This is a genomic window from Erythrobacter sp. LQ02-29 (assembly GCF_022576075.2).
Lineage (GTDB): Bacteria > Pseudomonadota > Alphaproteobacteria > Sphingomonadales > Sphingomonadaceae > Alteriqipengyuania.
The window spans coordinates 585,313-611,642 of sequence record NZ_JANCNT010000001.1 but is presented as its reverse complement, the minus strand read 5'-3'; the positions used below and the strand labels follow the sequence as shown (position 1 = coordinate 611,642).

Here is a 26,330-nt window from a genome sequence, read left to right as displayed (position 1 = left end):
GCACGATCACCCCTCTCCGCTCGCGCCGGAGGCGCTGCGGCGGCGCTGGAACATGTTCAGCAGTTCGACCGCGACGGAGAAGCCCATGGCGGCGTAGATATAGCCCTTGGGAACATGGAACCCGAAGCCGTCGGCGATCAGCACCAGCCCGATCATCACCAGGAAAGCCAGCGCGAGCATCACCAGCGTGGGGTTGTGTTCGATGAAACGCGCCAGCGGATTGGCCGCGAACAGCATGATACCCACGGTGATCACCACCGCGGTCACCATGATGGGTATCTCGTCGGTCATGCCGACGGCAGTGAGAATCGAATCGATCGAGAACACCATGTCGAGCGCGATGATCTGGACGATGGCGGAACCGAAGGTGAGGGTCGCCTGCGTCGCCGGGCCGTGGCGCATGTCGCGATCGGGGGCATGCGGCTCCATATTGTGATGGATTTCGCGCGTGGCCTTCCCCAGTAGGAACAACCCGCCCGCGAGCAGGATCAGGTCGCGACCGGAAAACGCCGTCTCAAAGCTCGGCTCGCCATAGGCGTTCGGGCTGCCCGACAGGCCCAGATCGAACAGAGGGGTCTGCAACGTCACCAGCCAACCGATCAGCAGCAGCAGACCGATACGCATGACGAGCGCCAGCAAAAGCCCGATTTTTCGCGCCTTTTCCTGTTGCTCCGGCGGAAGCTTGTTCGACAGGATCGCTATGAAAATGAGGTTGTCGATGCCGAGCACGACTTCCAGCGCAATCAGGGTCAGGAGCGCTGCCCATGCGGCGGGATCGGAAAGAAGCGAAAGGATATCCATCCGCGCATCTTTGGCCAAACCGGTCCAAAGCGGCAAGAGTGTCGAAAGCAAGATAGTTTCGCCGCAGCGCAGGATTATGCGCTTTCCTGAAATACCACCTTAAATTGTTCGCGCTCGACCCGGAATCGCGCTATGACCCATCGCGAAAACTAACGGGGGTATGCAGTTTCGCTCGCGTTCGACCCTGCAAGTTTGTCCGGCAAGGGGCCGTCTCGCCTTGCCGGGCCCGGTTTGAGAGGCGGTTGCAGAAGACCAGGGTACTGACAGGATTATGGGTTACGATAGAGGGCGTCGTCGTGGGCGCGACAAGCGCGATGGTTTCGGCGAAGACGGCTTCGATCCGTTTCAGGGTGGGGGCAATTTCGGCGGCGGCGACCGGTTCGGCGACCGTGGCGGTTTCGATGACCGCGGCGGCAGCGGCGGTGGTGGCGGCGGCTACGGCGATCGTTCCGGCGGCGGCGGGCGCGGCGGTTTTGGCGGCGGCCCGCGTGGCGGCGGCGGTGGCGGCGGTGGCGGCGGTTTCAACCGCATGCCCGCGCAGGTCGTCGGCACCGGCAAGGGGACGGTGAAGTTCTTCAACGGCCAGAAGGGTTTCGGTTTCATCCAGCAGGATGGCGGCGGGGAAGATATCTTCGTCCACATCAGCGCCGTGGAGCGCGCCGGGCTGGAAGGCCTGGCCGAAGGGCAGGAGCTGGAATTCAACCTCGTCGATCGCGGCGGTAAGATCTCGGCGCAGGACCTGCAGGTCGTGGGCGACGTGATCCCGGTCGAATCGCGTGGCGGCCCCGGCGGTGCGCGGCGCGACGATGCCGGCGCAGGCGCGCCCCGGCGCGAGCTGACGGGTGAGAAGGCGACCGGCACGGTCAAGTTCTTCAACTCGATGAAGGGCTTCGGCTTCCTCGTGCGCGACGACGGTCAGCCCGACGCATTCGTGCACATCAGCGCGGTGGAACGGTCCGGCCTCGGCCAGATCAACGAGGGCGAACGTTACCAGTTCGATCTCGAGGTCGACCGACGAGGCAAGCATTCGGCGGTCAATCTCGTCCCCGTTCAGGACTGACCCCGCGCCTTTGCCGCACCGGTTTGACCGCATGTGGACAGGCACCTAGAGAACACCAGATGGCGGCCCGCAAGGGTCGCCATTTGTCGTTTCGCTTTCCGATCATCAGAGGTACGCCATGGCCATTTCCCCCCTCATGCCCGTCTATCCGCGCTGCGACGTCCGCCCCGTGCGCGGCGATAACTGCCACCTGATCGACGAGGACGGGACGCGCTATCTCGATTTCGCCAGCGGCATCGCGGTCAACCTTCTGGGCCATTCGCATCCCGGACTGATCGGGGCGATCCAGCAGCAGGCCGAAACGCTGATGCACGTTTCGAACCTCTACGGCAGCCCGCAGGGGGAGCGGCTGGCGCAGACGCTGGTCGATCACACCTTCGCCGATACGGTGTTCTTCACCAATTCGGGTGCGGAAGCGGTCGAATGCGCGATCAAGACGGCGCGCGCCTATCACCAGCATGAAGATGGCGATTCGAACCGGACCGAGCTGATCACTTTCACCAGCGCCTTCCACGGTCGCACGATGGCGACGATCAGCGCTTCCAACCAGGAGAAGATGCACAAGGGCTTCATGCCCCTGCTGCCCGGTTTCCAGTATTGCGAGTTCGACGACCTCGCGGCGGCCAAAGCGATGGTCGGCCCGAAGACCGCGGGCTTCCTGGTCGAACCGATCCAGGGTGAAGGCGGCATCCGCCCCGCGAGCCAGGAATTCATCGAGGGGCTGCGGGCGATCTGCGACGAGCAGGACCTGATGCTGGTGTTCGACGAGGTGCAGTGCGGGGTGGCGCGCACCGGACACCTCTACGCATACGAAATGTATGGGGTGGAGCCCGACGTGATGGCAAGTGCGAAGGGGATCGGCGGCGGCTTCCCGCTCGGCGCGTGCCTTGCGACCGAGAAAGCGGCGCGCGGCATGGGCTTCGGCAGCCACGGTTCGACCTATGGTGGCAACCCGCTCGCCATGGCGGCGGGCAGTGCGGTGATGGAGGTCGTGACCGATCCCGATTTCCTCGCTGACGTGCGTGCGAAGGGCGAACGCATCCGTACCCGGCTGGACCAGTTCATCGGCAATTATCCGGACCTGTTCGACTGCGTTCGCGGCGCCGGGCTGATGCTGGGCGTGCGGATGAAGGTGGAAAGCCGTCCGTTTTTCCAGCACCTGCGCGACAAGCACCAGCTGTTGACGGTGGCGGCAGGCGACCAGACGCTGCGCGTGCTGCCGCCGTTGGTCGTCGGCGATGCTGAGATCGACGAGTTCTTCGAAAAGCTCTCGGCGGGTGCGGCCGACTACGACCCGGGTGCCGCGGGATGACCGCGCGGCGCCATTTCCTCGACCTGTCCGATGCCGGCGGGGATGCGATCGCGGCCATGCTGGCCGATGCGATCGACCGCAAGCGGGCCCGCGCCGACTGGCCGAAGGGGCGGTGCGATTCGGATGCGCCGCTCGCAGGCCGCGTGCTGGCGATGATTTTCGAGAAAAGCTCGACCCGAACCCGCGCCAGCTTCGACATGGCGATCCGCCAGCTGGGCGGCAGCGCGATGGTGATGGAATCGGGCTCGATGCAGCTGGGGCGGGGCGAATCGATCGCCGATACCGCGCGGGTGCTCAGCCGGATGGTCGATGCGATCATGATCCGGACCGACGATCACGCGAAGATCGAGGATATGGCGCGCCACGCCACGGTGCCGGTGATCAATGGCCTCACCGATCGATCGCATCCGTGCCAGATCGTGGCCGACCTGCTGACCATCGTGGAGAACGGCAAGAGCCTGCCCGGCCTCGAACTCGCCTGGTTCGGGGATGGCAACAACGTGCTCCATTCAATCCTGGAGGCGGCGGGCCTGATGCGTTTCAACGTCCGCGTCGCGACGCCCGCGGGCTACAAGCCGGAGCGCGAATTCGTCGAGATGGCCCGGGCCGCAGGCTCGACCGTCACCTTGACGCAGGATGCAGGCGCCGCCGCCGACGGGGCCGATATCGTGGTGACTGATACCTGGATATCCATGGGTCAGGCCCATGCCGAGGAGAAGCTGGCGGCGATGGCGCCGTACCGCGTCGATGCCGACCTGATGGCGCGGGCAAAGCCGGACGCGCGCTTTCTCCACTGCCTGCCCGCCCATATCGGCGACGAAGTGACCGAGGGCGTGTTCGGGGGCCCGGCATCTTTGGTCTTCGACGAGGCGGAAAACCGCATCCACGCGCAAAAATCCGTCCTGCTGTGGGCATTCGGCCTGCTCTGAAGGGTAGCTGCGGACCGCGGGGTCTTCTCTGCGGCGCGAAAATTCCCATATTCGGGTCATGCCCGAAAATCCCGCGTCGCAGACCATCTCCCAGGAGGAGACCTATTCGGATCGCCTGATGGCGTTCTCCATTCCTGCGCGCGACGTGCGCGGGCGAGTGGTGCGTCTCGACGAAGTGCTCGACACCGTGCTTGCCGCGCACGACTACCCGCCGGCGATCAAGCATCTCCTGGCCGAAGCGCTCGTGATCGCGACGCTCATCGGTGCCCTCGTCAAGCGCGACGAAGGGCAGATGACCATGCAGGCGCAGACCGATGGCGGCGTGGTGAAGCTACTCGTTTGCGATTATCGTGGCGGCGAACTGCGCGGCTATGTCGATTTCGATCGCGAGCGGTTGGCCTCGCTGGGGGCGAACCCCGGCCTCCCCGCGCTGTTCGCCGGCGGTTATCTCGCGATCACGTTCGACATGGCTGATGGGCGCGGGCGCTATCAGGGGATTGTTCCGCTGGAAGCCGATTCGCTCGCCGAAGCGTGCGAGAGCTATTTTCTCCAGTCGGAACAAGTCCCCACCCAGATTCGCATCGCGGTGCGTTCCGGCCCGGATGGCTGTTCGGGCGCGGGCTTGCTGATCCAGCACATGGCCGATGGCGAGGAAGGGCGCGAGCGCATTGAGGCGCGGCAGGAGCACCCGCACTGGGAGCACGTGTCGGTCATGGCCGGCAGTGTACGGCACGAGGAACTGCTCGATCCCGAGATTTCGCTGGAGGCGCTGCTCTGGCGTCTGTTCCACGAAGAGGACGCGGTACGAACCACGCTGGGGCCGCGGATCGTGCGCGGCTGCCGCTGTTCGCAGGATTACTACCGCACGGTGCTCGCCCGGTTTCCCGAAGAAGACTTGCGCGACATGCGTGACGAAAGCGGAAACATTCCGGTCGACTGCGCATTCTGCAGCAAGATCTTTTCCGTGGCGGCATGAAACCGAATCGACACCTATCGGTGATAGGCTCTCTGATGAACCACACCATCCACCATTATCGACACCATGAAGGGGGACCCGCGATGCTTCGCACCGGGACGACATCGACGCGATCCTCAGTCCGGCTGCGCAGCGGCGCGATCGGCGTGACCATCGCCGCGCTGGCTCTGGTCAGCCCGGTTCGGGCCGCTGCGCCCGAACTCGGCAAGCTCCAGCCGCTGCAGAGCGGCATGTGGGAAGTGCGCGACCGGGAAACCAAAGCGACAAGCAGGATCTGCCTGCGTTCGGGGACCGAGCTCATTCGGCTGCGGCACCGCTCCAACGGGCCGTGCAAAAGCTATCTCATCGAAGACGGGCCGAGCCGGGTCGCGGTGCAGTACAGCTGCAGCAAGTCGGGATACGGCCTCACCACCATCCGGCGCGAAAGCTCCACTCTCGTGCAGCTTACATCGGAAGGCATGAGCAACGGTCAGCCTTTCTCGTTCTCCGTGGAGGCGCGCCGCACCGGCGGCTGCTGAACGAACGCAGATCGGGCTTGGGCCGCGTCAGGACTTCGGCTAGCCCGGCCCGATGGCTGAAACTGGCGAACCCGTTGCCGTCGTTCTCCTTTCCGGGGGACTGGATTCCATGGTGTCCGCCGCGCTCGCGCGCGAGCAGGGCTTCGCGCTTCATGCGCTCACCATCGATTATGGTCAGCGGCACCGCCGCGAACTGGATGCCGCGCGCCGGATCGCCGCGGAGCTGGGCGCGGCCCGTCATGTCGAACTGGCACTCGACCTGCGCAAGTTCGGTGGTTCGGCGCTGACCGACGATGTCGATGTGCCAAAAGAAGGGGTGGGAGAAGCCATTCCGGTCACCTATGTCCCGGCGCGCAATCTCGTATTCCTGTCGCTGACCACCGCCTTCGCCGAAAGCGGCGGAGCGCGCGACATTTTCATCGGTGTCAACGCGCTCGACTATTCGGGCTATCCCGATTGCCGACCCGAATTCATCACCAGTTTCGCCCACACAGCCAGCCTGGGCACGAAGATCGGGGTGGAGGACGGCCCGATCGTCATTCACGCGCCACTGCAGTACATGTCAAAGGCGGACATCGCGCGGGAGGCCGACCGGCTCGGCCTCGATACGGGGATGAGCTGGTCGTGTTACGATCCGCGTGCGGACGGATTGCCATGTGGCGCTTGCGATAGTTGCCGACTTCGGCGCAAGGGGTTCGCGGAAGCGGGTCTGGAGGATGGGCTGCGGTATCCCTACGACATACCGCCGGCCTAGGGAGAGAACGAATGCCGAATGCTGACGAAGTGCCCGCAGCTCAGCCTGCGCGCGATGCCGGTGTGCCTGGCTATAGCTGGTATGCGCTGACGGTCCTGCTGCTGGTCTATGTCCTCAATTTCGTCGACCGGCAGATCCTCTCGATCCTCGCCAACGACATCAAGGCGGATCTTGGCGTCAGCGATGCCTACCTCGGATTCCTGTACGGAACCGCCTTTGCCATCTTCTACGCGCTGTTCGGCATACCTTTGGGCAAGTTGGCCGATAGCTGGCACCGGGTGCGCCTGATGTCGATCGGGCTGGCGCTGTGGTCGGCCATGACCACGCTGTCCGGCCTCGCGCGCACGGCCCCGCTGTTGACCGCGGCGCGGGTCGGGGTCGGCGTGGGCGAAGCGACGGCGAGCCCTTCTGCCTATTCGCTCATTTCCGACTGGTTTCCGGCACGTCTGCGGGCGACGGCGCTGGCGATCTATTCCTCCGGCCTGTATCTCGGCGGCGGCCTTTCCCTCCTGATCGGCGGGTTGATCGTGGAGAACTGGGAATCGGCCTATCCCAACGGCGGCCCGCTGAACCTCGCCGGTTGGCAGGCGGCCTTCATCATCGTCGGCCTCCCGGGGCTCGCGCTGGCGCTATGGGTGCTGACGCTGAAGGAACCGGTTCGCGGCCTGATCGACGGCATGCCCAGCGAGCCGGTGGAGAAGCCCTTCCGCGGTTTCGTGGACGAACTGCTGCAGATCATTCCCCCGCTGACCATCCTCGGCGCGGCGCGGCGCGGTGTCGGCGCGCTGCTGGTGAATGTCGGCGCGATCGTCCTGTTTGCGCTGCTGGCGATAGGGCTCACGAATTGGCTCGGGTCGGGGCCGGGCGCGGTCGTCGCGCAGGTCTCGGACCAATGGCTGTTCCTCGGCGTCGGCTATTACGCCATCTTCAGCTGGGCCACCGCGCTGCGTTCGCGCGACCCGGTGACCTTCAGCCTGACTTGGGGTTCGCCCGCCTTCATGACCACCATCCTGGGTTACGGCGTCGTGGCGTTTATCGCCTATGCCACGTCCTATTGGGGGGCGCCCTATGCGGAACGGGCTTTTGCAATCAGCAAGGCGGAGATCGGGCTGCTGCTGGGCGCGCCCAGCGCGGTGGCAGGCTTCCTGGGCGTCATCGCCGGCGGCAGAATGGCAGACGCACTCTATCTCCGGACCCCATCGGGCCGCCTGTTCGTGGTCCTCTTCGGCCTGATCGCGCCGCTGCCGATCATCTGGACGATGTTCACCACATCGAGCCAGACGGTGTTTCTTATCGTTGCATTCGCCGCGCAGTTCTGCGGGGCGAGCGCACTGGGTGCGGCGGCGGCGGCGAGCCAGGCGCTGGTCCTGCCACGGATGCGGGGGGTGGCCACGGCGACCTTCTTTCTCGCTACCACGCTGGTCGGCCTCGCGCTCGGTCCGTATCTCGCCGGTCTTGTTTCGGCCAAGCATGGGGATGATCTCGCCACCGGCATGCTGAGCATTCTCGCGGCTGCCCCGGTGGGACTGATCCTCCTGGTGGTCGCTATCCGCCTCGTGCCGAAAGCGGAAGCGACACTGCAGGAGCGGGCAAGGGCGGCGGGCGAACCGATCTAATCGCCGCCCGCGGGCGAGGAACGGTCAGGCCCTTTCAAGCACTCCGCACGCCACGCGGCTTCCCGCGTCCCCTGCCGGGTCGGTCCGGTAGTCGTCAGCGCCCGAATGGATCACGACGGCGGTACCGTCGGCGTCGAACAGTATCTTCATCAACTCTGTCTGCATTCCGCGCAGATCGACGGTGGTGCTGACGGTACCCGAAGGACCGACCTCTAGATTGGGCATGTCGCCCAGATGGGGGCCGGCGGGATTTTCCAGCCCGTGCTGCCTGTCGTAGGGATTGAGATGGCCGCCGGCCGACGTGAAGTCCGGCGGCGTGCATGAGCCGGTCTGATGCAGGTGGAACCCATGCATGCCGGGAGTAAGTCCGGTGGCCACTAGGGCTACCGTAATCGTGTTTCCGCTGCCCATTAGTTGGACCGTGCCGACCGGAGATCCGACCGTGGAGACGAGCTTAGCACTGGCTAGACGTTCGATTGGAAGATCGCCGACTGTGGCGGTGGCGCAGGCGGAAAGGCTCAGAGCGCCAGCGGCGAGAAGGAGTACGCCGACCACAGGGGCGTGGAAGGCTCTGCCGCGGAAAGATTTGCGAGAGTCTCGGGTCGCCATCCCTAATCCTTTTCGTGAGAGAGGAGGTCCTGAAGAGAGGATATCCTAACGCCAACAAAAAAGGGGCCGGATCGCTCCGGCCCCTTTCCAATTCGATCGGATCGATCGCCTTACATGCCCGAACCCGGACCGTAGGTGATGCGAACGCGACGGTTCTGCGGCTCGCGCACACCGTCGGCGGTCGGGACCCGCAGGTCGTTCTCGCCGAAGCCTTCGCTGCTGATCCGGCCATCGGGGATACCGCGGCTGGACAGGTACGAGCGGACCGAGTCGTTACGACGCTCGGACAGGCCTTGGTTGTACTGCTTGGTACCCGACGTATCGGTGTAACCAGCCAGCATGACCGAAGCAGTGCCGCAATTGGCGTAGGCCGAAACCGCATTGTTGAGCACCGAGGCTGCTTCCGGCGTGATGTCCGACTTATCCCAGTCGAAGAACACGATGTACGGCCCGGTGTTGCACGCCGGAACGGGCGGCGGCGGCGGCGGGGGAGGCGGCGGCGGCGGGGGCGGCGGCGGCGGCGGCGGGGGTGCCATCACCGGAGCCGGAGCAGCGGGCGCGCCGAAGTTGTAGGTCAGCGTGCCGAGCAGCGAGTGGCTGCGCATCTTGGTGCTCAGATCGCGGCCAGCGCGATCGACGAGATCGACGTTTTCCGCGTTGTAGAAGCGATACTTCAGGCCGACGTCGATATTGTCGGTCAACGGAGCGCGAACGCCCGCCAGTACCTGCCAGGCGAACCCGGTGTCGGAATCGTCGAGACCGTCCACTGCGCCAGCACCGTTCAGGTTATTGATGCTCGCGTTGACATCGGTACGAGCCACACCGGCACCACCGCCGACGAACCCTTGAACGCCATCATCGGCACCGAAGTCGACCAAACCGTTGACCATGAAGCTCAGCGAGCTGATGCGGCCGTTGACGGGATCTGCCACACCCGAACCGGAGATCTGACCGGCAGGACCTGCGGCGAATCCGTTCGAACCTATGAAAGCCGAGTCGAAGCTAGCGCGACGATAGCTGCCCTCGGCTTCAAGACGGAACGGACCGAAGTCGTAGCCGACGAGACCGCCGAAGTCGTAGCCGATGTCGGAATCGAAGCTGGTTTGATCCGACACGTCGTTGACATCGAATTCGGTGTCTTCGACGATCATCACACCGCCATCGGCCTCGACATACCAAGAGTTGTCGCGCGCCAGGGCAGGCGATGCTAGGGCCGTTGAGGCCATCGCCATTCCTATGACGAGTTTCCGCATTATGTAATTCCCCTTCTTAATTGGAATTGAAGCCACCAAGAGGCCTCCCATCTAACTTTTCCCCTATACAGAGGCAAGCGGCTAATCCGGCCCAATGTTGCAAGAATGCCTCATATCCTGGGATAGTACGGCAAAAAAGAGGGAGACCAGCCTCCTGTGATGCGCAAACGGCAACTCGGCGGATGGGTTCCAATAATTATTGCGAAAGCACGCCTGCAGCTTGCAATGTTGCAATTAGGTCACGGATCGTCTCGCGCGCTTCGCTATCGATCGTCGCTCCGCCATCAGGCAGTTGCGGAGGTGAGGCAAGGTGCCATCCGTCGCGAAACAGGAGGTGGCAAGCCGCGCTACGATCCCATGCCCGCATGCCGGAAACGGGGGCGCAGAAGAGCCAGTCGCCGCCGGTGAAGGTGGGGAAATGGTCGGGCCGGTCCGCCCAGGACTGGCTCGCGGCGGTGCCCACCAGCCACATGTCACCTTCGTCCGGGTCGGCGGGTGGCGTGTCGGCTACCCCCACGACAGCGGGCGCGATGAGCACATCGAGCCGCGCCAGCGCTTCGTTGACGAAGAACTCCTTCTGCGCCTGTCCGGGATGCATGGCTGTGCTGCGGGCCGCGCAGGCTTTCCGGCTCGGCGGCGGAATAGAGCCGCGCCTCGGCGCCACCCGGCCAGCGCAACAGGTTCTTCGACGGCTCGAAGCGGGGGCGCTGCTTCTTGCCCGCCACCGCCAAGAGGCCGCTCGGCCCCTCGACCATGATCGCGCGCGCCTCGGCCAGCGAGGCCCCGACCAGCGCGATCCGCGCGGTGCCGTCGGCCTGCGCGACGGCGCGGGTCCATTCCGCCCCCGCGCGCGTCTTGCCGAAGCCGCGGCCCGCCATCAGCAGCCAGGTCGACCATTCGCCTGGCGGGGCGATCTGGCCGTCATGCGCCTGGAGTTCCCAATGCTTGTCGAAGGCGAGTCGTTCGTCTTGGGACATGTCCTGTACGAAATCGGCCCGTCGGCCACGCCTTATGCGACCGAGATAGCGGCCGCGTGCGTCCGCCATCTCAACCATGCGCGTCCTCCGGCGGCAGGTCGCCATCTTCGCGCCGCATCCGGTCGATCAGATCGTTGATCGAGGCGATGACCTCTTCTTCGGAGCGCTCATCCTGGCTCGCGCGAATTTCCGCGATGGTCTGGCGATGCGCGGCGAGCAGGCGGATCGCATTGGCGACGTCGATCCTGCGTTCCGGCAGGTTGCCGCGCAGATGGGCCAGCACCTCCATTTCCAGATGCTCGTACCCCTCGTGCAGCGCGGCGCGCCACCTCAGCGCGAAGGCTGGATCGTCGCGGCGCTTCTTGTAGGCGGTGGCGACGGGCACGTTGGCGGCCCGCGCGCTGGCCGAAACGCTGGAGCTGTGGGCCAGCTCCTCCAGAAAAGCGGCGCGCCAGTGCGGCGCGGGCGGGGCGGTCTGTCCGCAAAGGGCCTTGCGCTGGCCGGCCTCACGCGCCGCATCCCATGCGCGGGCGAGCCGCGCATCGTGCCGCCGCCGGTGATAGGCGGTGGACCGCTCCACCCCGGCCTCGCGAAAGGCCTCGGCCACACTCTCTCCCCGGCGAAGCGCGGCGAGGAAAGGTTCCTCCCACGCCCGCCGTTCCGCATTGCTGGCGGTCATGGCTGGCCCTCCCAGGTCCGTTGATATGATGAAGCGCGACAGCCGAACGAAAGCGGGAGATCCCCCATTGCAGGAGCGCCGCCCGTTCGAGTCACACTATCGCGATGTTCCGTTTCTATAACCAAAGAGCGTCACGATGTCAATAGAAAAGTGCCAAATGGGTTAACAGAGGCGTGATTGCCTCGGTTTCACGGTTCGTCTAGGCGATGCGCGCCGCCGCTTGCCCGGCGCGCGATTACGGGAAGGGCGCGCAGCCGATGATCAGGGGTCTCTACAACTGGGTGCTGGACAAGGCGGCGCATCGCCACGCGGTATGGTGGCTGGCGCTGTTCTGCTTCGTGGAGGCGAGCTTCTTTCCGGTGCCGCCGCACCCGCTGCTGGGCCTGATGTGCCTGGCCGAGCCGAAGAAGGCGCTGCGCTTCGCCGCCGTGGCCACCGCCAGCTCGGTCCTGGGCGGGTTCCTCGGCTACGCCATCGGCTGGGGGCTGTACGACACGGTGGGGGAGCAATTGCTCGCCGCACTGCACCTGACCGAGAGTTTCCCCGTCGCCGCCTGCTATCTGCGCGAGGCGGGTTTCTGGATCTTCGTCGCCAAGGGCGCGACGCCGATCCCGTTCAAGCTGTTGACGATCACCGCCGGGTTCATCGGGATGAACCTCGTCACTTTCTTCTTCGCCGCCGTGATCAGCCGCGCGATCAGCTTCATGATCGTCGGTGTCCTGTTCCGCCTGTTCGGTGCCCCGATCAAGCGCTTCATCGACAAGTATCTGGGCCTCGTCACCGCGGCGTTCATCGTGCTGGTGGTGGGCGGGGTGCTGGCCGTCACCCTGCTCGAAGGCGGCGGGGCGGCGCAGGACCGCTGTGCCGGTGCGACGCAGGTCCATGCGGGGCCGCTCGGCTAGCCAAGGTCGGTAGCTGGTTGCGGCGCGATCGGGAACCCAACGCGTCCTGCATGGCTGTGACAGCAGGAGTTCGTTCACCAAAGGAGAGAGCCGTTGCGCACACCCATCATGACCGCCGCCATCCTGTCGCTGACCCTTCCACTGGGCCTTGCCGCCTGCGGAGCGAGCCAGGACGCCCCCGATACCGCCGCCGAGCAGACGCCCGCCGCCACCGAGACCATGGCGCAGACCGCGCCAACGGATGGTCCGACGCAGGCGAGCGCGACCCTGGCGACCGCCGATGGTAAGGATGTGGGCACCGTCACCGCCATGCAGACGCCGGACGGGGTGCGGATGATGATCCGCGTCACCGGCATGACCCCGGGCGCGCACGGCGCGCATATCCACGATGTCGGCACCTGCACGCCGGACTTCATGGCCTCCGGCCCACACTGGGCACCGTTCGACACCGCAATGGGCCTCGGCAACGAGAGCGAGGCCGACGACAGCAAGGATGCGAAGATCACCGTCGGCCAGGATGGCACCGGCACGCTGGAATATACGCTCGCCGCGCCCATCACGCTGGCGGGCATCATGGAAGGCGACGGATCGTCCTTCATGATCCATCAGCGCTCGGACGCGCCAAAGATGGACGCAGCGAACGGCAATGGCGATCGCATCGCCTGCGGCGTCTTCGCCGCCGCCACGCCGGCTGCAACCGGCACCTGAGCGCATCCCGCCGCTCGCGAAGAACGGTGAGCGCAGCTTCGCGGCGCGCTCCCGTTCCGCGCGGAGGGCCCAAAGGCGCGCAAGGTCGCTTAGGAAGGATGGTCGCCGTCCCCAATGCGGGAGCAGGCGATCAGCCGCCCGGTCATCTCTTCGGTCGTTGCGACGGCGCGGCCCGACAGCCAGTGCCGCAGCATGGCAAGCTGCGCCGCCGCCATTCCGACGCACTGGATCGGCGTCTGGTCGCCCCCTGCCGGGCGGCCGCCATGCGTCGCCATCGCCTCGGCCAGGCGGCGCTCCAGTGGAAGGGCGGCGGTCGATTCGAGGATCGGTCGCACGATCGACCGGCGCTCCCACAGATGCGCGACCATCGGCCGGATGTAGGAATGGGCCGCGCGTCCCGATGCGGCGGTGGTCAGCGCCAGCAGGATCGGCTGCATCGCCGCTAGCAGGACATCGTCCTTGCCCCGGAAATGCTCGTAGAAAGTCGATTTGCCAACGCCTGCACGGGCGATGATATCGGCCACCCGGATCGCTTCGTAGCGCCGCTCCGCCAAAAGGGCGGCCAAGGCGTCCACCATCGCTGTCTCGCTGCTTGAAAGCAGCCGCGCAGTCACAGACCGATGCCCCGCCATGGCCCGGTGTACCAGTTACGCAGCGTTGCGAAAGCGTCGGCGCGCCGGACAATCGCCGGGGAAGGTCCGGACCGGCCCGGAAACGCGCCCTTTTCGCTCGCCAACCGCTACGGCTCGCGCCACACCGGGGTCTCATCGGAAAGGGAGTGAAGCGTCATGGAACATCGCGCGGTTGCGATCGTCCCCACCAGCGATCTGGACGCGAGCGAGGCGTTCTACCGCCGTCTGGGGTTCTCGGTCGTCAGCGATTACGGCCACTACCGCATTCTGGAGGATGGGCGGGGGTGGCATCTGCACCTGACCCACGCGCCCGGCTGGCCGCGAAGGATAGAGGACAACCCGTTCGGCCTGTATCTCTATGTCGAGGATGTCGATGCCGTGGCCGACGCGGTGCGCGACCTGATCATCGAGGAGGGCAGCCCCCACACCAAGCCATGGGGGACCTACGAATTCGCGGTCAGCGATCCCAGCGGTCTGCTGGTACGCATCGGCCGGGCGATGGACTGAGCGCAAGCCGATCTCACGGCAATGCCTGCCACGGCACTAAGCGCTCATTACGCGGCAATACGAAGAAAAGGCCCGGATTAGCAAATAGTTAAGTGGCGCATTGCCAATCTACGGCATTATGTATCGGGAAAGGTCGGTCAGGGAGCAGAGTCGTGCGCGCCTGAAGCGCACCATCTGGCGCGACGCGCTGATTATCTTCGGCGTGTTCGCGGCGCTGCTCGCCTTTTTCATTTCGGTCCAGGCGTTCGAGCATGTCGTCAACTTTTCGGACGGACACGAAAGCTGGGAACTGGACGAGATCCTGACCGCGATCATGGTGCTGCCCGTCGCCATGGCCATCTTCTCCCTGCGCCGCTTGCGCGAGGTGAATGCCGAGCTCGAGGGACGGATCGAGGCGGAAGAGCAGGCGCAGGCCATGGCGATGCACGATCCGCTGACCGGCCTGCCCAACCGCCGCAATTTCAACCGGGTGCTGGATCAAGCGATCACCGATGCGGACGAACGCCCGCTCGCCCTCCTGCTGATCGACCTCAACCGGTTCAAGGCGATCAACGATCTTCACGGCCACCGCGCAGGGGACGATCTGCTGATCGCGGCGGCCAGCCGCCTCGCGGAGCATATCGGCCCACTCGCCTTCGTCGGCAGGCTCGGCGGCGATGAATTCGTCGTCCTGCTGAAGGACGTGCGGCAGGGCGACGCGCTGATCGCCCGGCTGGAGGAGATCTCGGCCTGCTTCGATCCCCCCTTCCAGCTGGCCGCCGGGCCGGTCTCGGTCGGCGCGAGTATCGGCGTCACCTATGTCGATACGCTGGACCTGTCGGGCGACGCGGTGCTGTCGCAGGCCGATGCCGCGATGTACGAATGCAAGCAGCAGCGCGGCAACGGCTTCCGGTTGTTCGAAGCGGGCATGGAAACGGTCGCAATCCACCGGGCGGAGATCGAGGCCGAATTGCGCGATGCGCTGCGCAGCGGGCGGATCGAACCGTTCTATCAGCCGCTCGTCCGGCTGGAGGACGGCCGGATCATCGGATACGAGGTGCTTGCGCGCTGGCGGCTCGACGATGGCAGCCTGCGCATGCCGGACGAGTTCATTGCCGTCGCGGAAGAGGCCGGCCTCATCTCGAACCTGTTCTACGCCCTGCTCGAACGCGCCGCCGCCGATGTGCGACAGTGGCCGGCGGACCTGATCTTCGCCGTCAACCTCTCCCCGGTGCAGTTCGGCGACGCGTGGCTGATCGAGCGCGTGCTGCAAATCCTCACCGAAGCCGGGGTGGTGCCGGGGCGGCTGGAAATCGAGATCACCGAAAATGCCTTGGTGACGGATATCGAGCTCGCCTGCGACATCATTCGCCGGTTCAAGCGCCAGGGGATCAAGATAGCGCTCGACGATTTCGGCACCGGCTATTCGTCGCTGCGGCATCTCGGCGAGCTGGAATTCGACAAGCTGAAGATCGACCGCTCCTTCATCGCCAACCTCCACAGCAGCGAATCCTCGCGCACCATCGTGCGCACCATCACCGCGATGGCCCACAATCTCGGCCTGCAGGTGACGGTGGAGGGAATCGAGAATGCCGAGAGCGCGCGCAGCGTCATCGATTTCGGCTGCGACATCGCGCAGGGCTATCTCTACGGACGCCCTGCGACCGAGGCCCGGCTCGATCGCGACGATGAGCCGGGCGAACGCGTGGCGTGACCCGCCGCGCGCGCTTCGATGGCCGGTCTAGCCCTGGAAATTCGTCTCCAGCGTGATCTCGCAATCGAGCAGCTTGGAGATCGGGCAGCCTTCCTTGGCCTTCTTCGCCAATTCCTCGAACTTCGCCTGATCGGCCTCGGCCACCTTGCCGGTCAGCGTCAGCGCCGACTTGGAAATCCTGAAGCCGCCGTCCGGATCGTCTTCCAGGGTCACCTTGGCGGTGGTTTCGAGATGGCCGTCTTCGAAGCCTGCGTTCCCCAGTTGGATCGACAGAGCCATGGTGAAGCAGCTGGCATGCGCGGCGGCGATCATCTCTTCGGGATTGGTGCCCGGCTTGTCCTCGAACCGGGTGTTGAAGCCATAGGGATGGTCGAGCGCGCCCGACTTGGTCTTGACGTGGCCCTTCCCGGACTTGCCCAGGCCATCATAGGTCGCGGTGGCGGAATTGGTGGTCTTCATCTGCGTTTCTCCGTTAGGGTTCGCGCGATAGACGGATCGGGCCGGCTAAGCGTTCCCCGCTTCGGACGCTCTTCTCAACTGGCGGATTTCACCACGTACAACTCCCCATCGCCATCGAGGATATAGAGGCGTCCGTCGGTATCCCGGACGACCGCCACCGGCCGCTCCAGAGTGCCACTATCTGGCACGAAATCGGCGGTCCGGTTCTCCATTTCGGTGGACGGATGCAGAATGCCGTCACTCAGGAAACCGCCACGGAAGGCGAAGATCTTGCCTGAAGCGTCGGTCACCAGAACCCGGTCGTCGAGGCTACCGATGCCGCCGGTGTAGTAGACTCCGCCCGTCATGCCCTGACCCTGGAAAAAGCCATCGCCGTATGTGTAGGTAAGCGACGGGCCGATAACGGCGGCCGGTGGGTTGTTTATCCGCTCGTAGGTTCCCTCGCGATACGGCCAACCAAAATCGAGGGGCTGGGCGTTCTGATTGAAGTAATCGACTTCTTCCTGCCGCCCGGTTCCGCTGTCGAGCAGGAAACTGCGTGACGCGTAGCCACCTCCGCCCGCGGGCGCATGGACACCATCACCGAACAGTTCCGCAGCGATGCAATAACTTGACAAGGAAGCGCCGCAATAGGGATCGACCTGGACGCGATAGAACTTGCCGTAACCGGACGTGGGATCCTGCGCGAGTTGTCCTCCGGGATCGCCGAGCGCCCCGAACAGGAACCCGTCGCCGCCGATGAAGAGTGTTCCGCGCGCTTGCTGCGAAGAAGGCTGTGCAATCCGCGTGGAGATGGAATAGTTCTGTCTCGATTCCTGCAAGACGATCGTACGAACGAAGACGCCTTTCCCGGAGATATCGAGCATCACGACGCCGTACCCGTTGAAGTGCGCCACCGCGAGAACGCGGCCCGTTTCTCCGGGCAGGAAGACGTTGCCGGTAAGATTGCCGGACGCCGATCCGCCGAAGAATTCGCGGACCGTGCCGTCTTGGGAGACGGCGATGAGGCCGGCGGAGCCCCGGGTTCGGGCTGCGATCACCGCGTCGTTCCCGAGGCCGCTAACAAGGCGCGTAACCGCGACGCCCTCGCGGTCGTTCGTGACTTCGACTGTCAGTGCGAGGTTTGCCGCGCCACCCTTGCTGTCCTTCGCAGTCAGGGTAACTTGGTAGAGATTGTCGTAGCCCGCATCGGTAGGCTGGTCGAAATTGGGCGCTTTGACAAAGTTGAGCGCGCCGCCGGAAATCGAAAACGCAGAAGCATCGCTCCCACCGGAAATCGATATGGTGACCGGGTCGCCGTCGGGATCAGTGGCAGTGGCCGTGTATATCGTTCCACCCGAATTCTCGACTACCGAGACCGCAGATCCCGAAGTGAAGGTCGGTGCTTGATTTGTCGGGGCGGACGGCGGGGCTGTCGGCGTTGATACCCCGTCATCACCCCCACACGCTACCAGAGCAAATGACGCAAACAACGCAGCATAACGCCGCCCACCGATCGTGATACCGCCCATCATGTACCCCCCATTTGAAGGAGGTGGTCGCATTGCTGGCGCGAACCTGCAATGCAAAAATTCTCAATATGTCAGATGATACCCACGGCCTTCCCCGCCGCCTCGAACATCTTCAGGATCGTGCCCACTTCCTCCTCGCTGTGTTCGGCACACAGCGAGCAGCGCAGCAGGGTCATGTTGGCGGGCGTTGCGGGCGGGCGGGCGAGGTTGACGTAGAGCCCTTCGGTCAGCAGCGCTTCCCACATCGCCGCGCCCTGTTCCAGGTCGGGCATGATGACCGCCACGATCGCGCTCTGCGGCTCGTCGGTGCCGAGCTCGAACCCCAGCTCCTTCAGGCCGCCATGCAACCGCTTGGAATTCTCCCACAGATGCGCGCGCTTGTTGCTGCCCTGCATCAGTTTGCGGATGGAGGTGCAGGCAGTCGCCACCACGCTTGGCGGAAGGCTGGCGGTGAAGACGTAGGGGCGGCAGACCAGCCGCATGATCTCGAACTTGGGATGGTTGGACACGCAGAAGCCGCCCACCGTGCCGACGCTTTTCGAGAAGGTGCCGATGACGAAATCGACCTGGTCGAGCACACCCTGGTCCTCCGCCACGCCGCGGCCGTTATCGCCGATGAAGCCCATCGAGTGCGCCTCATCGACCAGCACCATCGCGCCGTTTTCCTTTGCGACGCGGATCATGTCCTTCAGCGGGGCAACGTCGCCCAGCATGGAATAGACCCCTTCCAGGACGACGAGCTTGCCCGCGCCTTCCGGAATGCGCTTCAGGCGCTTTTCCATCGCCTCGATATCGTTGTGCTTGAACGGCACGATCTCGGCATCGCCCAGCTTGCACCCGTCCCAGATGCTGGCGTGGCTGTCGATGTCGAGGACGACGTAGTCGCCCTTGCCCGCGATGGTGGAGATGATGCCGAGATTGGCCTGGTAGCCGGTGGAAAAGACCATCGCGTGGTCCATCCCGTAGAATTCGCGCAGCGCGTCCTCGCACTCGCGATGGCCCTGATAGGTGCCGTTCAGCACCCGGCTGCCGGTGGTGCCGCTGCCGAAATCGCGCAGCGCCTGCTCGCCCGCCTCGATCACTTGCGGATCGAAGGTCATGCCCATGTAGTTGTAGGTGCCCAGCAGGATCGTCTCGCGCCCGTTGCAGATCGCCCGGGTCGGCGACAGCACCTGTTCCATCACCAGGTTGAACGGATCCTCGGCCCCGCCGGCGAGCAGGTTCTCGCGCGTTTCGATCAGCCCGTCGAACTTGCTGAACAGGTCGCGGTCGCCGCCTTCGCGGGTCTGCGGCTGGTCGGAAGTGGCCAGCCCCTCGCTCATGCGTCTGCCTGCAGCTTGGTCACCGCGTCGACCAGCTGGCCGTAGGTCTCGATCTCGGCCTGCTGGTTCATCGAGATGATGATGTCGAACTCGTCCTCGATCGCCGCGACGAAATCCATCACCGTCAGGCTGTCGAACTCCAGATCGCCCTGGAAGGTGGTCGCATCGGTGATCGCCACGCCCTTCTTGTTGAACGGTTCGATAAGCTCGCGGATTTTCTGGTCGACCTCGGCGCGGTCCATGGCGGTGTGTCCTTTAGCAAACTGACCCTCGCGGCAAAGCGGGGGCACGGGGGTATTGTCAAGTTCTGCGGCGTATCACGCGCTGGCCAGCAAGCGCTCGACGCAGGCGGAAAACGGCCCGATCGAAACCGGCTTGGCGAGGTATTCGGCCGCGCCCGCATCGCGAATCCGGTCCTCGTCTCCCTTGCCGGCGAAGGCGGTGACGGCGAGGATGGGGACGTCCGCCAATCCGGCCTCGCGCTTCATCTGCGCGATCAGGTCGAGGCCGGAGATATCGGGCAGCTGGATGTCCATGATGGCGAGATCGGGGCGGAACTTGCGCGCGGCGGGCATGGTGCTCGCTCCGTCGGGACAGCCCATCACCTCGTGCCCGCGCGCCCGCAGCACGTCGCAGAACAATTTCCGGTTGAGGTCGTTATCCTCGACAACCAGTATTCTCTTTGTCACGGCGGGGCTCATCCTTTCGATCCCCCGACCCTAGGCCAGCCACAGGACGCAAGACAATCATTCGCGAACCCAAACCCCACGAACATTCCCCCAGCGACCCCGACGCGCTGGCGCTGAACGCGCTCGGCTGGGTGCTGACCGACGACCAGCGGGCCGAACGGCTGCTGTCGCTCACCGGCCTGACGCCCGAGGTGCTGCGCGACCGGCTGACCGACCGGCAGGTGCTGGCCGCGGTGCTCGACTTCCTCGCCAATCACGAACCCGACCTGCTGCTGGCCGCCGACGCGCTGAGCGTCGAACCGGCGGACCTGCTGGCCGCGCGCGAGAGGCTGGCGCGATGAGCGCTTCCTCCGAAAAACGCCCGTTGGTCATCTGCGACTGCGACGAGGTGCTGCTGCACATGGTCAGCCATTTTCGCGACTGGCTGGCGGAAACGCAGGCGATCGAATTCCGCATGCAGGGCAACGATTTCGCCCACGCCATGCGCTGGCAGTACACTGGCGAGCTGGTCGAGCAGCCCGAGATCTGGCGCCTGCTGGGCCGCTTCTTCGACACCGAGATGGACCGGCAGGATCCGATTCCCGGCGCGCTGGAGGCGATCGCCGAGATTTCCAAGCATGCCGAGGTGGTCATCCTGACCAACCTGCTCGACGAACGGCGCGAAAGCCGGGTGGAACAGTTGCGCAAGTTCGGGCTGGAGGTCGAGGTCTATACCAACCAAGGCCCGAAAGGCCCCGCGATCGCGGACATCATCGAACGCCACGCACCGGGCAAGACGATCTTCATCGACGACCTGGCGCAGCATCATGGATCGGCGGCGGAAACCGTGCCGGACGTGATCCGTCTGCACCTGTGCGGCGAGCCCTCGCTCGCCCCGCACATCGCGTGCGGCAAGGAGGCGGGCCATGCCCACGCCCGGATCGACAGCTGGGACGAGGCGCTGCCGTGGATACTGGAACAGCTGAAGGAGGACGAGGACGCATGAGCATCGAGAACAGGTTGAACGAGCTGGGCCTGAAACTGCCCGAGGCGGCGGCCCCGGTCGCGAGCTATATCCCGGTGGTGGTGCAGAACGATTTCGCCCACGTCTCCGGCCAGCTCCCCTTCATCGACGGCGAGCTGGTGACGGGTCGGCTGGGCGAGGACGTCTCGCTGGACGACGGGATCGCGGCGGCGCGCGCGTGCGGGCTGATGATCCTGGCGCAGCTGCACCAGGCGCTGATCCCGCTCGATCGGGTGGCCCGGATCGTGAAGCTGGGCGCATTTGTCAATTCGACTCCCGATTTCACCGACCAGCCCAAGGTCGCCAATGGCGCATCGGACCTGATGTTCGAAGTTTTCGGCAAGATCGGGCGGCATTCGCGCGCGGCGGTCGGCGTCGCCGCGCTGCCGCTCGGCGCGGCGGTGGAGGTGGATGCGATTGTCGCTCTTCACCCCCATTGATCGCCGGCGCGCGCCGCCCCCGGCCCCCGGGATCGCGGACTGGCTGGGGCAATGGGCCTACGCCCATCGGGGCTTGCACGGCGATGGCCGGGTGGAGAACTCGCTGTCGGCGTTCCGCGCCGCGTTGGACGCGGGCTACGGCATTGAATGCGACATCCAGCGCAGCCGCGACGGGCGGGCGATGGTGTTCCACGACTGGGAGCTGGATCGCCTGACCGCGCAGCGCGGCCTCGTCGCCGCTCGGACGGCGGACGAGCTGGCAGCCATCGGGCTGACCGGTGGCGGGGATACGATCCCGACGCTCGACACCGTGCTGGGCGAGATCGCCGGGCGCGTCCCGCTGCTGATAGAAATCAAGTCGCGGCGCGGAATGCCCGTGGTTCCGGTGTGCCGCGCGGTGCGCACCGCCTTGGAGGGCTATCGCGGCCCATTCGCGGTGATGAGCTTCGACCCGCGCATCGCGCGCTGGTTCGCGGCTGAAATCCCCGGCATGCCGCACGGGCTGGTGGTGACGGAGGAAAACGCGCGCGGGCTGATCGGCACCTGGCGGCGGCACGCGGCGCTGTGGCATGCGAAGCCCGCCTTCCTTGCCTACGATATCCGCGACCTGCCCAGCGCCTTCGCCGCGGCGGAGCGCGCCCGGGGTCTGGGGCTCCTAACCTGGACCGTGCGCGGCGCGGCGCAGCGCACGGTGGCCGAGCAGCATTGCGATGCCCCGATCTTCGAGCAACGCGACGAAGCGGAGGCCGCATGAGCGAGCTGATCGGGCGCATCCGCGGCAGCTTGGGCGAATTCGATCGCGGCGCGTGGGATGCGCTGGCGGGGCCGGGCAATCCCTTCCTCTCGCACGCCTTCCTGACCGCGCTGGAAGATTCGGGCAGCGTCGGGCCCGGCACGGGCTGGGACCCGGTGCCGCTCGCGATCTCGCAGGGGGAGGACGGTCCGCCGCTGGCCGCTTTGCCCGCCTATCTCAAATCCCACAGCCAGGGCGAATATGTCTTCGACCACGGCTGGGCCGACGCGTGGGAGCGCGCGGGCGGCAGCTATTATCCCAAGCTGCAGATCGCGGTGCCCTTCACCCCCGCGACCGGGCCGCGCCTGCTGCTGGCGGACGAGGCGCTGGCCGCGCCGCTGCTGCGCGCGGCGGAGATGTTCTGCGACCAGAACGGCATTTCGGGCGCCCATGCGACCTTCATCGCACCCACGCAGCTTCCGCTGTTCGAGGATGCGGGCTGGCTCATCCGCTCCGATATCCAGTTCCACTGGGAAAACCGTGGCTACGCGGATTTCGACGCCTTCCTGAACGCGCTCTCGAGCCGCAAGCGCAAGAACCTGCGCAAGGAACGCGAGCGGGCGCAGGAATCGGTGGACGAGATTCGCCACCTGACCGGCGACGAGCTGACCGAAGAGGTGTGGGACGCGTTCTGGCGCTTCTATCAGGATACCGGGCAGCGCAAATGGGGCCGGCCCTATCTGACGCGCGAGGCCTTCAGCCTGCTGGGGCAAAGGATGGCCGACCGGATTCTGCTGGTATTCGCCTATAGCGGCGGCGAACCGGTGGCGGGCGCGCTGAACATGATCGGGGACGATGCGCTGTATGGCCGGTACTGGGGCTGCACGCGCGACATCCCCTACCTGCATTTTGAAATCTGCTATTACCAGGCGATCGATGCCGCGATCGCGCGCGGGCTGGCGCGGGTCGAGGCGGGTGCGCAGGGCGGGCACAAGCTCGCCCGCGGGTACGAACCGGCGCAGACATATTCGGCGCACTGGATCGCGGATCCCGGATTTCGCGCCGCGATCGCCGATTTCCTGGAGCGCGAGCGTCAGGGCGTGGCGACCGACCAGCTGTTCCTGGGCCAGCGAACGCCGTTCAGGAAGGGCGGCTGATCAGGCGGCGCTGCGTTCGGCGGACAGCCATTCGCGGGCCCGGCGCTGCGCCTCGGCGATCTCGCGCGCGGTCATTTCCTCGGCGATCTCCGCCCGGCACCAGCACGCGGCCTCGTGCCCCCGCGCGGCGGCGAGGTTGAACCATTTATGCGCTTCGATCATGTCGCAGCGCGCGCTGTGGCTGCCGGTCGAGAAGATCACGCCGAGATCGTACAGCGCCTCGATTCGCCCGTTGGCGGCGGCGGCCAGGCATTCGGCCACCAGCGCGTCGGCCATGTAAGGCGGCATGTCCCCCGCCGCCTCGATCGCTCTCATCTGCATACGGGTTTCCCCCTGTTTTGCGCCGGACATGCCGGCTCCCCACCTCGAAAGGTGCGATAGCATGGTAAAAACTTCGTTAAGCATGGCGCGCGTAGTGGCTGCGAAACCCCTCCGCCCGGTGTCCCCACTTAGTCCCGCGCCCAATTGCAGAGCGCGCTTGTGCCCGCCCGGCGCGGCTCCTATAGGCCCGCTCGTGGATCGGCGGGGAATGTTGCGGGGTCGCACTCGCTTCGTCAGTGAGCCCGGCGGGACGAGCTGAAGAGGATCGGATGTCCGCTTTGCCCAACGATGACAATGCCATACTCTCGCGGGCCAACGCCGTGCTCGACGCCGGTTACGTGCCCGACGACGACGAGCCCTATATGGGCGAGCGGCAGCAGCATTATTTCCGCAAGCTGCTGATAGAGTGGAAACGCTCCATCCATACGGATGCGGGCTCCACTCTCCAGAACCTGCAGGACGGCCCGCTGCGCGAGCCCGACGTGGCGGATCGCGCATCGAGCGAGACCGACTGGAGCATCGAGCTGCGCACTCGCGACCGGCAGCGCAAGCTGATCGCGAAGATCGACGCGGCCCTGCGGCGCATCGACGAGGGCGAGTACGGCTATTGCGAAGTCACCGGCGACCCGATCGGGTTGAAGCGGCTGATCGCGCGGCCGGTCGCCACGATGAGCGTGGAGGCGCAGGAGGCGCACGAGCGGCGCGAGAAGATTTCGCGCGACGATTGATCGCGCGCCACCGATCCGGGCTTCATGGCTTGTTAGCCGTGGCCTTAAACCTTCGTTAGCCGTCGGCGCGCTATCTCGTAACCATCTCGGTATATCCGCCACCGCGCCCCGGGCGCTGGCCAGCGAAGAGGAGAAAGCGAGAAACCATGTCTGCGGTCGACACGCGATCCATCTCGCGGGACAGCCTGCTGCTGCTGGCCGAGGTTTCGGCTGGCGAGGGCACGCCCGTGCGCGTGAAGGTGCGCAACCTGTCTGCCGGCGGCATGATGGCGGAAGGCGACATCCATCCGCAGCGCGGGGCGAAGCTCGACATCAATCTGCGCAATATCGGCTGGATCGACGGGACCGTGGCCTGGACCCAGGACGACCGCTTCGGCATCGCCTTCGACCAGGAAATCGATCCCAAGCTGGTGCGCGCGCCCGGCCCGGCCAAGGGCGAGGACGGGTACGAAACGCCGCGCTATCTGCGCCCGGCGGTCGACGATAGCCGCTTCGCCGGCGGACCCCGGCGCAAGATCTAGCATTTGGCCCGCTGACCGCGCCCCGCTTGCCTGCTAGGCCTTGCCCGATGCGGGCGTTGCCGATCCTGATCCTGTTCCTGGCCCTCGCCATCGCGGGGTGCGACCGCTCCGACCCGCAGGGCGGGGTCGCGCTCGCCACCATCGACGACAATCCGATCGCGGCCGATCCCGGATTGCGCCTGTCCTACGCCGAACAGCAGGTGCGCGGGGCCGTGGCGGAGGGTCTGGTCACGCTGGACGCGGCGGGCGAAGTGGTGCCGGCCGCCGCCGAAAGCTGGATCGTCACCGATGACGGGCGCAGCTTCATCTTTCGCCTGCGGCAGGTCCGCTGGCCGGACGGATCGGAGCTGGCCGCGCGCGAAGTGCGCGATTCGCTCCAACGCGCGCGCAAGGAGCTGTCCGGCACCTCGCTCGGCCTCGACCTGGCGCGCATTCGCGATATTCGCGCGCTGACCAACCGGGTGGTCGAAGTCCGCCTCACCAGCGCCATGCCCGAATTTCTCCACCTGCTCGCGCAACCCGAACTCGGAATACGCAAGCGGCGCTCGGCTGTGGGCCTCGGCCCGATGCGGCTGGTCCCCGAGCGCGACGTCTCGATCCTGACCTTTCCGGAAAGGGCACCGGACGAGCCCGCGGCGGAGGATCGACGCGTCGTGTCGCTGCGCGCGCTGCCCGCCCGCGAAGCGATCGAACAGTTCCACAGCGGCGCTCTGGCAGCGGTCTTCGACGGCCGGTTGCAAGACTGGCCGTTCGCCGATGTCGGGCCGCTGTCGCGCGGGACCATTCGCCTCGATCCAGCGCTGGGCCTGTTCGGGCTGGAATTCGTCAATGCCGACGGGCTGCTGGCCGATGCCGCGCGGCGCGAGGCGCTGTCGATGGCGATCGATCGGGAGGCGCTGTTGCAGCCGTTCAACGTGGGCGGGATCACCTACGCGACGCGGATGGTGCCCGATCTGGTGGTGCCGACCGAACTGGCCAGAGGGGATCGCTGGCCCGACCTGACGATCGCGCAGCGCCAGGCGGAGGCCGCGCGCCGCATCGCGGCCTGGGCGCGCGGCAGCCCCACGCCGCCGGTGCTGCGCATCGCGCTACCGGGCGGGGAAGGGGGCGATCTGCTGTTCGCCGGCCTCGCGCGCGATTTCGCGGCGATCGGCGTCCGGCTCGAACGCGCGGAAGAGGGCGGCCCCGCCGATCTGCGCCTGGTCGACCGGCTCGCCCGCTACGCCGCCCCCCGCTGGTTCCTGAACCAGTTCAACTGCACGATCTCGCGCAGCATCTGCTCGCCGGACGCTGATCTGCTGACGGCGCAGGCGGTGGCGGAGCCGGACGCGGCGCTCAGCACGAACCTGATCGCGGAGGCGGACGCGGCGTTGACCGGCGCGGAGGTGTTCATCCCCCTCGCCATGCCGATCCGCTGGTCGATGGTGCGCGGCTCGCTCGGCGGGTTCGCCGAGAACCGCTGGGGCTGGCATCCCTTGTTCCCGATCGCCACTGCCCCCACCTCGTGAGGGGTGAGAGAG

32 protein-coding genes are annotated in these 26,330 nt (G+C 65.8%); 19 read left to right on the top strand and 13 right to left on the bottom strand.

The features are described 5' to 3' along the window. Window positions 1–6: 6 nt before the first annotated feature. Window positions 7–801 carry a TerC family protein gene (locus MKP08_RS02980; RefSeq protein ID WP_241554818.1) on the bottom strand — a complete coding sequence of 265 codons (795 nt, stop codon included), beginning with the start codon at window positions 799–801 and terminating at the stop codon, window positions 7–9. A 271-nt stretch (window positions 802–1,072) separates the two neighbouring features. On the opposite strand from MKP08_RS02980, the gene MKP08_RS14320 reads away from it, so the two are divergent. The 7 genes from MKP08_RS14320 to MKP08_RS02940 all read left to right on the top strand — a co-directional run bounded on the left by MKP08_RS14320 (window position 1,073) and on the right by MKP08_RS02940 (window position 7,966). After that, complete coding sequence (locus MKP08_RS14320) at window positions 1,073–1,861, top strand: cold-shock protein (protein WP_306300113.1); 789 nt, start codon at window positions 1,073–1,075, stop codon at window positions 1,859–1,861. A gap of 118 nt (window positions 1,862–1,979) precedes the next feature. After that, window positions 1,980–3,173, top strand: coding sequence for an aspartate aminotransferase family protein (locus tag MKP08_RS02965; RefSeq protein WP_241554817.1), 1,194 nt, complete (start codon window positions 1,980–1,982; stop codon window positions 3,171–3,173). Beyond that, on the top strand, window positions 3,170–4,102 hold the full coding sequence (argF, locus tag MKP08_RS02960; RefSeq protein WP_241554816.1) for an ornithine carbamoyltransferase: 933 nt from the start codon (window positions 3,170–3,172) through the stop codon (window positions 4,100–4,102). Before MKP08_RS02965 ends, argF begins: the two co-directional genes overlap by 4 nt. 58 nt (window positions 4,103–4,160) lie before the next feature. Then, the gene (locus MKP08_RS02955) at window positions 4,161–5,078 is read left to right on the top strand and encodes an Hsp33 family molecular chaperone HslO (RefSeq protein ID WP_241554815.1); all 918 of its coding nucleotides are present in this window, start codon (window positions 4,161–4,163) and stop codon (window positions 5,076–5,078) included. Window positions 5,079–5,161: 83 nt separating this feature from the next. Further along, window positions 5,162–5,596, top strand: coding sequence for a hypothetical protein (locus tag MKP08_RS02950; protein WP_241554814.1), 435 nt, complete (start codon window positions 5,162–5,164; stop codon window positions 5,594–5,596). Between the two features lie 52 nt (window positions 5,597–5,648). Further along, entirely contained in the window at window positions 5,649–6,350 is a 702-nt protein-coding gene (gene queC / locus MKP08_RS02945; RefSeq protein ID WP_241554813.1) for a 7-cyano-7-deazaguanine synthase QueC, read from the top strand. 11 nt (window positions 6,351–6,361) lie between these two features. Next, window positions 6,362–7,966, top strand: coding sequence for an MFS transporter (locus tag MKP08_RS02940; protein ID WP_241554812.1), 1,605 nt, complete (start codon window positions 6,362–6,364; stop codon window positions 7,964–7,966). A gap of 24 nt (window positions 7,967–7,990) precedes the next feature. On the opposite strand, the gene MKP08_RS02935 is transcribed toward MKP08_RS02940, so the two are convergent. The 5 genes from MKP08_RS02935 to MKP08_RS02915 all read right to left on the bottom strand — a co-directional run bounded on the left by MKP08_RS02935 (window position 7,991) and on the right by MKP08_RS02915 (window position 11,484). After that, a complete protein-coding gene (locus MKP08_RS02935) occupies window positions 7,991–8,575 on the bottom strand; it encodes a superoxide dismutase family protein (protein WP_241554811.1) in 585 nt (194 codons plus the stop codon). A gap of 110 nt (window positions 8,576–8,685) precedes the next feature. Beyond that, on the bottom strand, window positions 8,686–9,828 hold the full coding sequence (locus tag MKP08_RS02930; RefSeq protein WP_241554810.1) for an OmpA family protein: 1,143 nt from the start codon (window positions 9,826–9,828) through the stop codon (window positions 8,686–8,688). Window positions 9,829–10,024: 196 nt separating this feature from the next. Then, entirely contained in the window at window positions 10,025–10,345 is a 321-nt protein-coding gene (locus MKP08_RS02925) for a DUF2793 domain-containing protein (RefSeq protein WP_373418064.1), read from the bottom strand. Beyond that, entirely contained in the window at window positions 10,302–10,883 is a 582-nt protein-coding gene (locus tag MKP08_RS02920) for a terminase large subunit domain-containing protein (RefSeq protein WP_373418063.1), read from the bottom strand. Before MKP08_RS02920 ends, MKP08_RS02925 begins: the two co-directional genes overlap by 44 nt. After that, entirely contained in the window at window positions 10,876–11,484 is a 609-nt protein-coding gene (locus MKP08_RS02915) for a hypothetical protein (protein WP_241554808.1), read from the bottom strand. Before MKP08_RS02915 ends, MKP08_RS02920 begins: the two co-directional genes overlap by 8 nt. Window positions 11,485–11,741: 257 nt before the next feature. On the opposite strand from MKP08_RS02915, the gene MKP08_RS02910 reads away from it, so the two are divergent. Together MKP08_RS02910 and MKP08_RS02905 are read left to right on the top strand one after the other, a co-directional pair. Then, entirely contained in the window at window positions 11,742–12,386 is a 645-nt protein-coding gene (locus MKP08_RS02910) for a YqaA family protein (protein ID WP_241554807.1), read from the top strand. 93 nt (window positions 12,387–12,479) lie between these two features. Beyond that, on the top strand, window positions 12,480–13,094 hold the full coding sequence (locus MKP08_RS02905) for a superoxide dismutase family protein (protein WP_241554806.1): 615 nt from the start codon (window positions 12,480–12,482) through the stop codon (window positions 13,092–13,094). Window positions 13,095–13,183: 89 nt separating this feature from the next. On the opposite strand, the gene MKP08_RS02900 is transcribed toward MKP08_RS02905, so the two are convergent. Then, window positions 13,184–13,672, bottom strand: coding sequence for a TetR/AcrR family transcriptional regulator (locus tag MKP08_RS02900; RefSeq protein ID WP_241554805.1), 489 nt, complete (start codon window positions 13,670–13,672; stop codon window positions 13,184–13,186). A 210-nt stretch (window positions 13,673–13,882) separates the two neighbouring features. Between MKP08_RS02900 and MKP08_RS02895 the strand changes: the two genes are divergently transcribed. Together MKP08_RS02895 and MKP08_RS02890 are read left to right on the top strand one after the other, a co-directional pair. Further along, window positions 13,883–14,233 (top strand): VOC family protein, encoded by a 351-nt coding sequence (locus tag MKP08_RS02895; protein ID WP_241554804.1) that lies wholly within the window; start codon window positions 13,883–13,885, stop codon window positions 14,231–14,233. A gap of 118 nt (window positions 14,234–14,351) precedes the next feature. Then, window positions 14,352–15,926, top strand: a complete 1,575-nt coding sequence (locus MKP08_RS02890; protein ID WP_241554803.1) for a bifunctional diguanylate cyclase/phosphodiesterase — start codon at window positions 14,352–14,354, stop codon at window positions 15,924–15,926. A gap of 27 nt (window positions 15,927–15,953) precedes the next feature. On the opposite strand, the gene MKP08_RS02885 is transcribed toward MKP08_RS02890, so the two are convergent. The 5 genes from MKP08_RS02885 to MKP08_RS02865 all read right to left on the bottom strand — a co-directional run bounded on the left by MKP08_RS02885 (window position 15,954) and on the right by MKP08_RS02865 (window position 19,907). After that, window positions 15,954–16,385: an OsmC family protein gene (locus tag MKP08_RS02885; protein ID WP_241554802.1), complete on the bottom strand. Its 432-nt coding sequence runs from the start codon at window positions 16,383–16,385 to the stop codon at window positions 15,954–15,956. Window positions 16,386–16,459: 74 nt separating this feature from the next. Next, a complete protein-coding gene (locus MKP08_RS02880) occupies window positions 16,460–17,899 on the bottom strand; it encodes a cadherin repeat domain-containing protein (protein WP_241554801.1) in 1,440 nt (479 codons plus the stop codon). Between the two features lie 68 nt (window positions 17,900–17,967). Next, a complete protein-coding gene (locus tag MKP08_RS02875; RefSeq protein WP_241554800.1) occupies window positions 17,968–19,218 on the bottom strand; it encodes an aminotransferase class I/II-fold pyridoxal phosphate-dependent enzyme in 1,251 nt (416 codons plus the stop codon). Next, the gene (locus tag MKP08_RS02870; RefSeq protein ID WP_215229551.1) at window positions 19,215–19,460 is read right to left on the bottom strand and encodes an acyl carrier protein; all 246 of its coding nucleotides are present in this window, start codon (window positions 19,458–19,460) and stop codon (window positions 19,215–19,217) included. Before MKP08_RS02870 ends, MKP08_RS02875 begins: the two co-directional genes overlap by 4 nt. Before the next feature lie 75 nt (window positions 19,461–19,535). Continuing rightward, a complete protein-coding gene (locus MKP08_RS02865; RefSeq protein ID WP_241554799.1) occupies window positions 19,536–19,907 on the bottom strand; it encodes a response regulator in 372 nt (123 codons plus the stop codon). On the opposite strand from MKP08_RS02865, the gene MKP08_RS02860 reads away from it, so the two are divergent. The 5 genes from MKP08_RS02860 to MKP08_RS02840 are packed head-to-tail and all read left to right on the top strand — an operon-like array spanning window position 19,901 to window position 23,240. Continuing rightward, the gene (locus MKP08_RS02860; RefSeq protein ID WP_371819701.1) at window positions 19,901–20,248 is read left to right on the top strand and encodes a DUF3572 domain-containing protein; all 348 of its coding nucleotides are present in this window, start codon (window positions 19,901–19,903) and stop codon (window positions 20,246–20,248) included. The two genes, MKP08_RS02865 and MKP08_RS02860, sit on opposite strands and share 7 nt — an antisense overlap. Next, window positions 20,245–20,892: an HAD family hydrolase gene (locus MKP08_RS02855; protein WP_241554798.1), complete on the top strand. Its 648-nt coding sequence runs from the start codon at window positions 20,245–20,247 to the stop codon at window positions 20,890–20,892. Before MKP08_RS02860 ends, MKP08_RS02855 begins: the two co-directional genes overlap by 4 nt. Beyond that, entirely contained in the window at window positions 20,889–21,350 is a 462-nt protein-coding gene (locus tag MKP08_RS02850; RefSeq protein WP_241554797.1) for a RidA family protein, read from the top strand. Before MKP08_RS02855 ends, MKP08_RS02850 begins: the two co-directional genes overlap by 4 nt. Continuing rightward, window positions 21,322–22,104 carry a glycerophosphodiester phosphodiesterase family protein gene (locus MKP08_RS02845; protein WP_241554796.1) on the top strand — a complete coding sequence of 261 codons (783 nt, stop codon included), beginning with the start codon at window positions 21,322–21,324 and terminating at the stop codon, window positions 22,102–22,104. Before MKP08_RS02850 ends, MKP08_RS02845 begins: the two co-directional genes overlap by 29 nt. Further along, window positions 22,101–23,240: a GNAT family N-acetyltransferase gene (locus MKP08_RS02840; RefSeq protein ID WP_241554795.1), complete on the top strand. Its 1,140-nt coding sequence runs from the start codon at window positions 22,101–22,103 to the stop codon at window positions 23,238–23,240. Before MKP08_RS02845 ends, MKP08_RS02840 begins: the two co-directional genes overlap by 4 nt. Here MKP08_RS02840 and MKP08_RS02835 read toward each other — a convergent pair whose 3' ends face one another. After that, window positions 23,241–23,561 (bottom strand): hypothetical protein, encoded by a 321-nt coding sequence (locus tag MKP08_RS02835; RefSeq protein WP_241555517.1) that lies wholly within the window; start codon window positions 23,559–23,561, stop codon window positions 23,241–23,243. A 269-nt stretch (window positions 23,562–23,830) separates the two neighbouring features. Between MKP08_RS02835 and dksA the strand changes: the two genes are divergently transcribed. The 3 genes from dksA (at window position 23,831) to MKP08_RS02820 (ending at window position 26,318) form a co-directional block, all read left to right on the top strand. Next, window positions 23,831–24,289 carry an RNA polymerase-binding protein DksA gene (dksA, locus tag MKP08_RS02830; RefSeq protein WP_241554794.1) on the top strand — a complete coding sequence of 153 codons (459 nt, stop codon included), beginning with the start codon at window positions 23,831–23,833 and terminating at the stop codon, window positions 24,287–24,289. Window positions 24,290–24,435: 146 nt separating this feature from the next. After that, the gene (locus MKP08_RS02825; RefSeq protein WP_241554793.1) at window positions 24,436–24,810 is read left to right on the top strand and encodes a PilZ domain-containing protein; all 375 of its coding nucleotides are present in this window, start codon (window positions 24,436–24,438) and stop codon (window positions 24,808–24,810) included. 47 nt (window positions 24,811–24,857) lie between these two features. Further along, entirely contained in the window at window positions 24,858–26,318 is a 1,461-nt protein-coding gene (locus MKP08_RS02820) for an ABC transporter substrate-binding protein (protein ID WP_241554792.1), read from the top strand. Window positions 26,319–26,330: the final 12 nt, after the last annotated feature.

Coding starts and splice junctions, on each gene's coding strand:
- MKP08_RS02820 (WP_241554792.1), top strand. CDS start 24,858: ATGCGGGCGTTGCCGATCCTGATCCTGTTCCTGGCCCTCGCCATCGCG.
- MKP08_RS02920 (WP_373418063.1), bottom strand. CDS start 10,883: ATGGTTGAGATGGCGGACGCACGCGGCCGCTATCTCGGTCGCATAAGG.
- MKP08_RS02870 (WP_215229551.1), bottom strand. CDS start 19,460: ATGGACCGCGCCGAGGTCGACCAGAAAATCCGCGAGCTTATCGAACCG.
- queC (WP_241554813.1), top strand. CDS start 5,649: ATGGCTGAAACTGGCGAACCCGTTGCCGTCGTTCTCCTTTCCGGGGGA.
- MKP08_RS02950 (WP_241554814.1), top strand. CDS start 5,162: ATGCTTCGCACCGGGACGACATCGACGCGATCCTCAGTCCGGCTGCGC.
- MKP08_RS02850 (WP_241554797.1), top strand. CDS start 20,889: ATGAGCATCGAGAACAGGTTGAACGAGCTGGGCCTGAAACTGCCCGAG.
- MKP08_RS02880 (WP_241554801.1), bottom strand. CDS start 17,899: ATGATGGGCGGTATCACGATCGGTGGGCGGCGTTATGCTGCGTTGTTT.
- MKP08_RS02825 (WP_241554793.1), top strand. CDS start 24,436: ATGTCTGCGGTCGACACGCGATCCATCTCGCGGGACAGCCTGCTGCTG.
- dksA (WP_241554794.1), top strand. CDS start 23,831: ATGTCCGCTTTGCCCAACGATGACAATGCCATACTCTCGCGGGCCAAC.
- MKP08_RS02855 (WP_241554798.1), top strand. CDS start 20,245: ATGAGCGCTTCCTCCGAAAAACGCCCGTTGGTCATCTGCGACTGCGAC.
- MKP08_RS02885 (WP_241554802.1), bottom strand. CDS start 16,385: ATGAAGACCACCAATTCCGCCACCGCGACCTATGATGGCCTGGGCAAG.
- MKP08_RS14320 (WP_306300113.1), top strand. CDS start 1,073: ATGGGTTACGATAGAGGGCGTCGTCGTGGGCGCGACAAGCGCGATGGT.
- MKP08_RS02935 (WP_241554811.1), bottom strand. CDS start 8,575: ATGGCGACCCGAGACTCTCGCAAATCTTTCCGCGGCAGAGCCTTCCAC.
- MKP08_RS02940 (WP_241554812.1), top strand. CDS start 6,362: ATGCCGAATGCTGACGAAGTGCCCGCAGCTCAGCCTGCGCGCGATGCC.
- MKP08_RS02840 (WP_241554795.1), top strand. CDS start 22,101: ATGAGCGAGCTGATCGGGCGCATCCGCGGCAGCTTGGGCGAATTCGAT.
- MKP08_RS02980 (WP_241554818.1), bottom strand. CDS start 801: ATGGATATCCTTTCGCTTCTTTCCGATCCCGCCGCATGGGCAGCGCTC.
- MKP08_RS02895 (WP_241554804.1), top strand. CDS start 13,883: ATGGAACATCGCGCGGTTGCGATCGTCCCCACCAGCGATCTGGACGCG.
- MKP08_RS02875 (WP_241554800.1), bottom strand. CDS start 19,218: ATGAGCGAGGGGCTGGCCACTTCCGACCAGCCGCAGACCCGCGAAGGC.
- MKP08_RS02955 (WP_241554815.1), top strand. CDS start 4,161: ATGCCCGAAAATCCCGCGTCGCAGACCATCTCCCAGGAGGAGACCTAT.
- MKP08_RS02930 (WP_241554810.1), bottom strand. CDS start 9,828: ATGCGGAAACTCGTCATAGGAATGGCGATGGCCTCAACGGCCCTAGCA.
- MKP08_RS02900 (WP_241554805.1), bottom strand. CDS start 13,672: ATGGTGGACGCCTTGGCCGCCCTTTTGGCGGAGCGGCGCTACGAAGCG.
- MKP08_RS02890 (WP_241554803.1), top strand. CDS start 14,352: ATGTATCGGGAAAGGTCGGTCAGGGAGCAGAGTCGTGCGCGCCTGAAG.
- MKP08_RS02965 (WP_241554817.1), top strand. CDS start 1,980: ATGGCCATTTCCCCCCTCATGCCCGTCTATCCGCGCTGCGACGTCCGC.
- MKP08_RS02915 (WP_241554808.1), bottom strand. CDS start 11,484: ATGACCGCCAGCAATGCGGAACGGCGGGCGTGGGAGGAACCTTTCCTC.
- MKP08_RS02845 (WP_241554796.1), top strand. CDS start 21,322: ATGCGATTGTCGCTCTTCACCCCCATTGATCGCCGGCGCGCGCCGCCC.
- MKP08_RS02835 (WP_241555517.1), bottom strand. CDS start 23,561: ATGCAGATGAGAGCGATCGAGGCGGCGGGGGACATGCCGCCTTACATG.
- argF (WP_241554816.1), top strand. CDS start 3,170: ATGACCGCGCGGCGCCATTTCCTCGACCTGTCCGATGCCGGCGGGGAT.
- MKP08_RS02910 (WP_241554807.1), top strand. CDS start 11,742: ATGATCAGGGGTCTCTACAACTGGGTGCTGGACAAGGCGGCGCATCGC.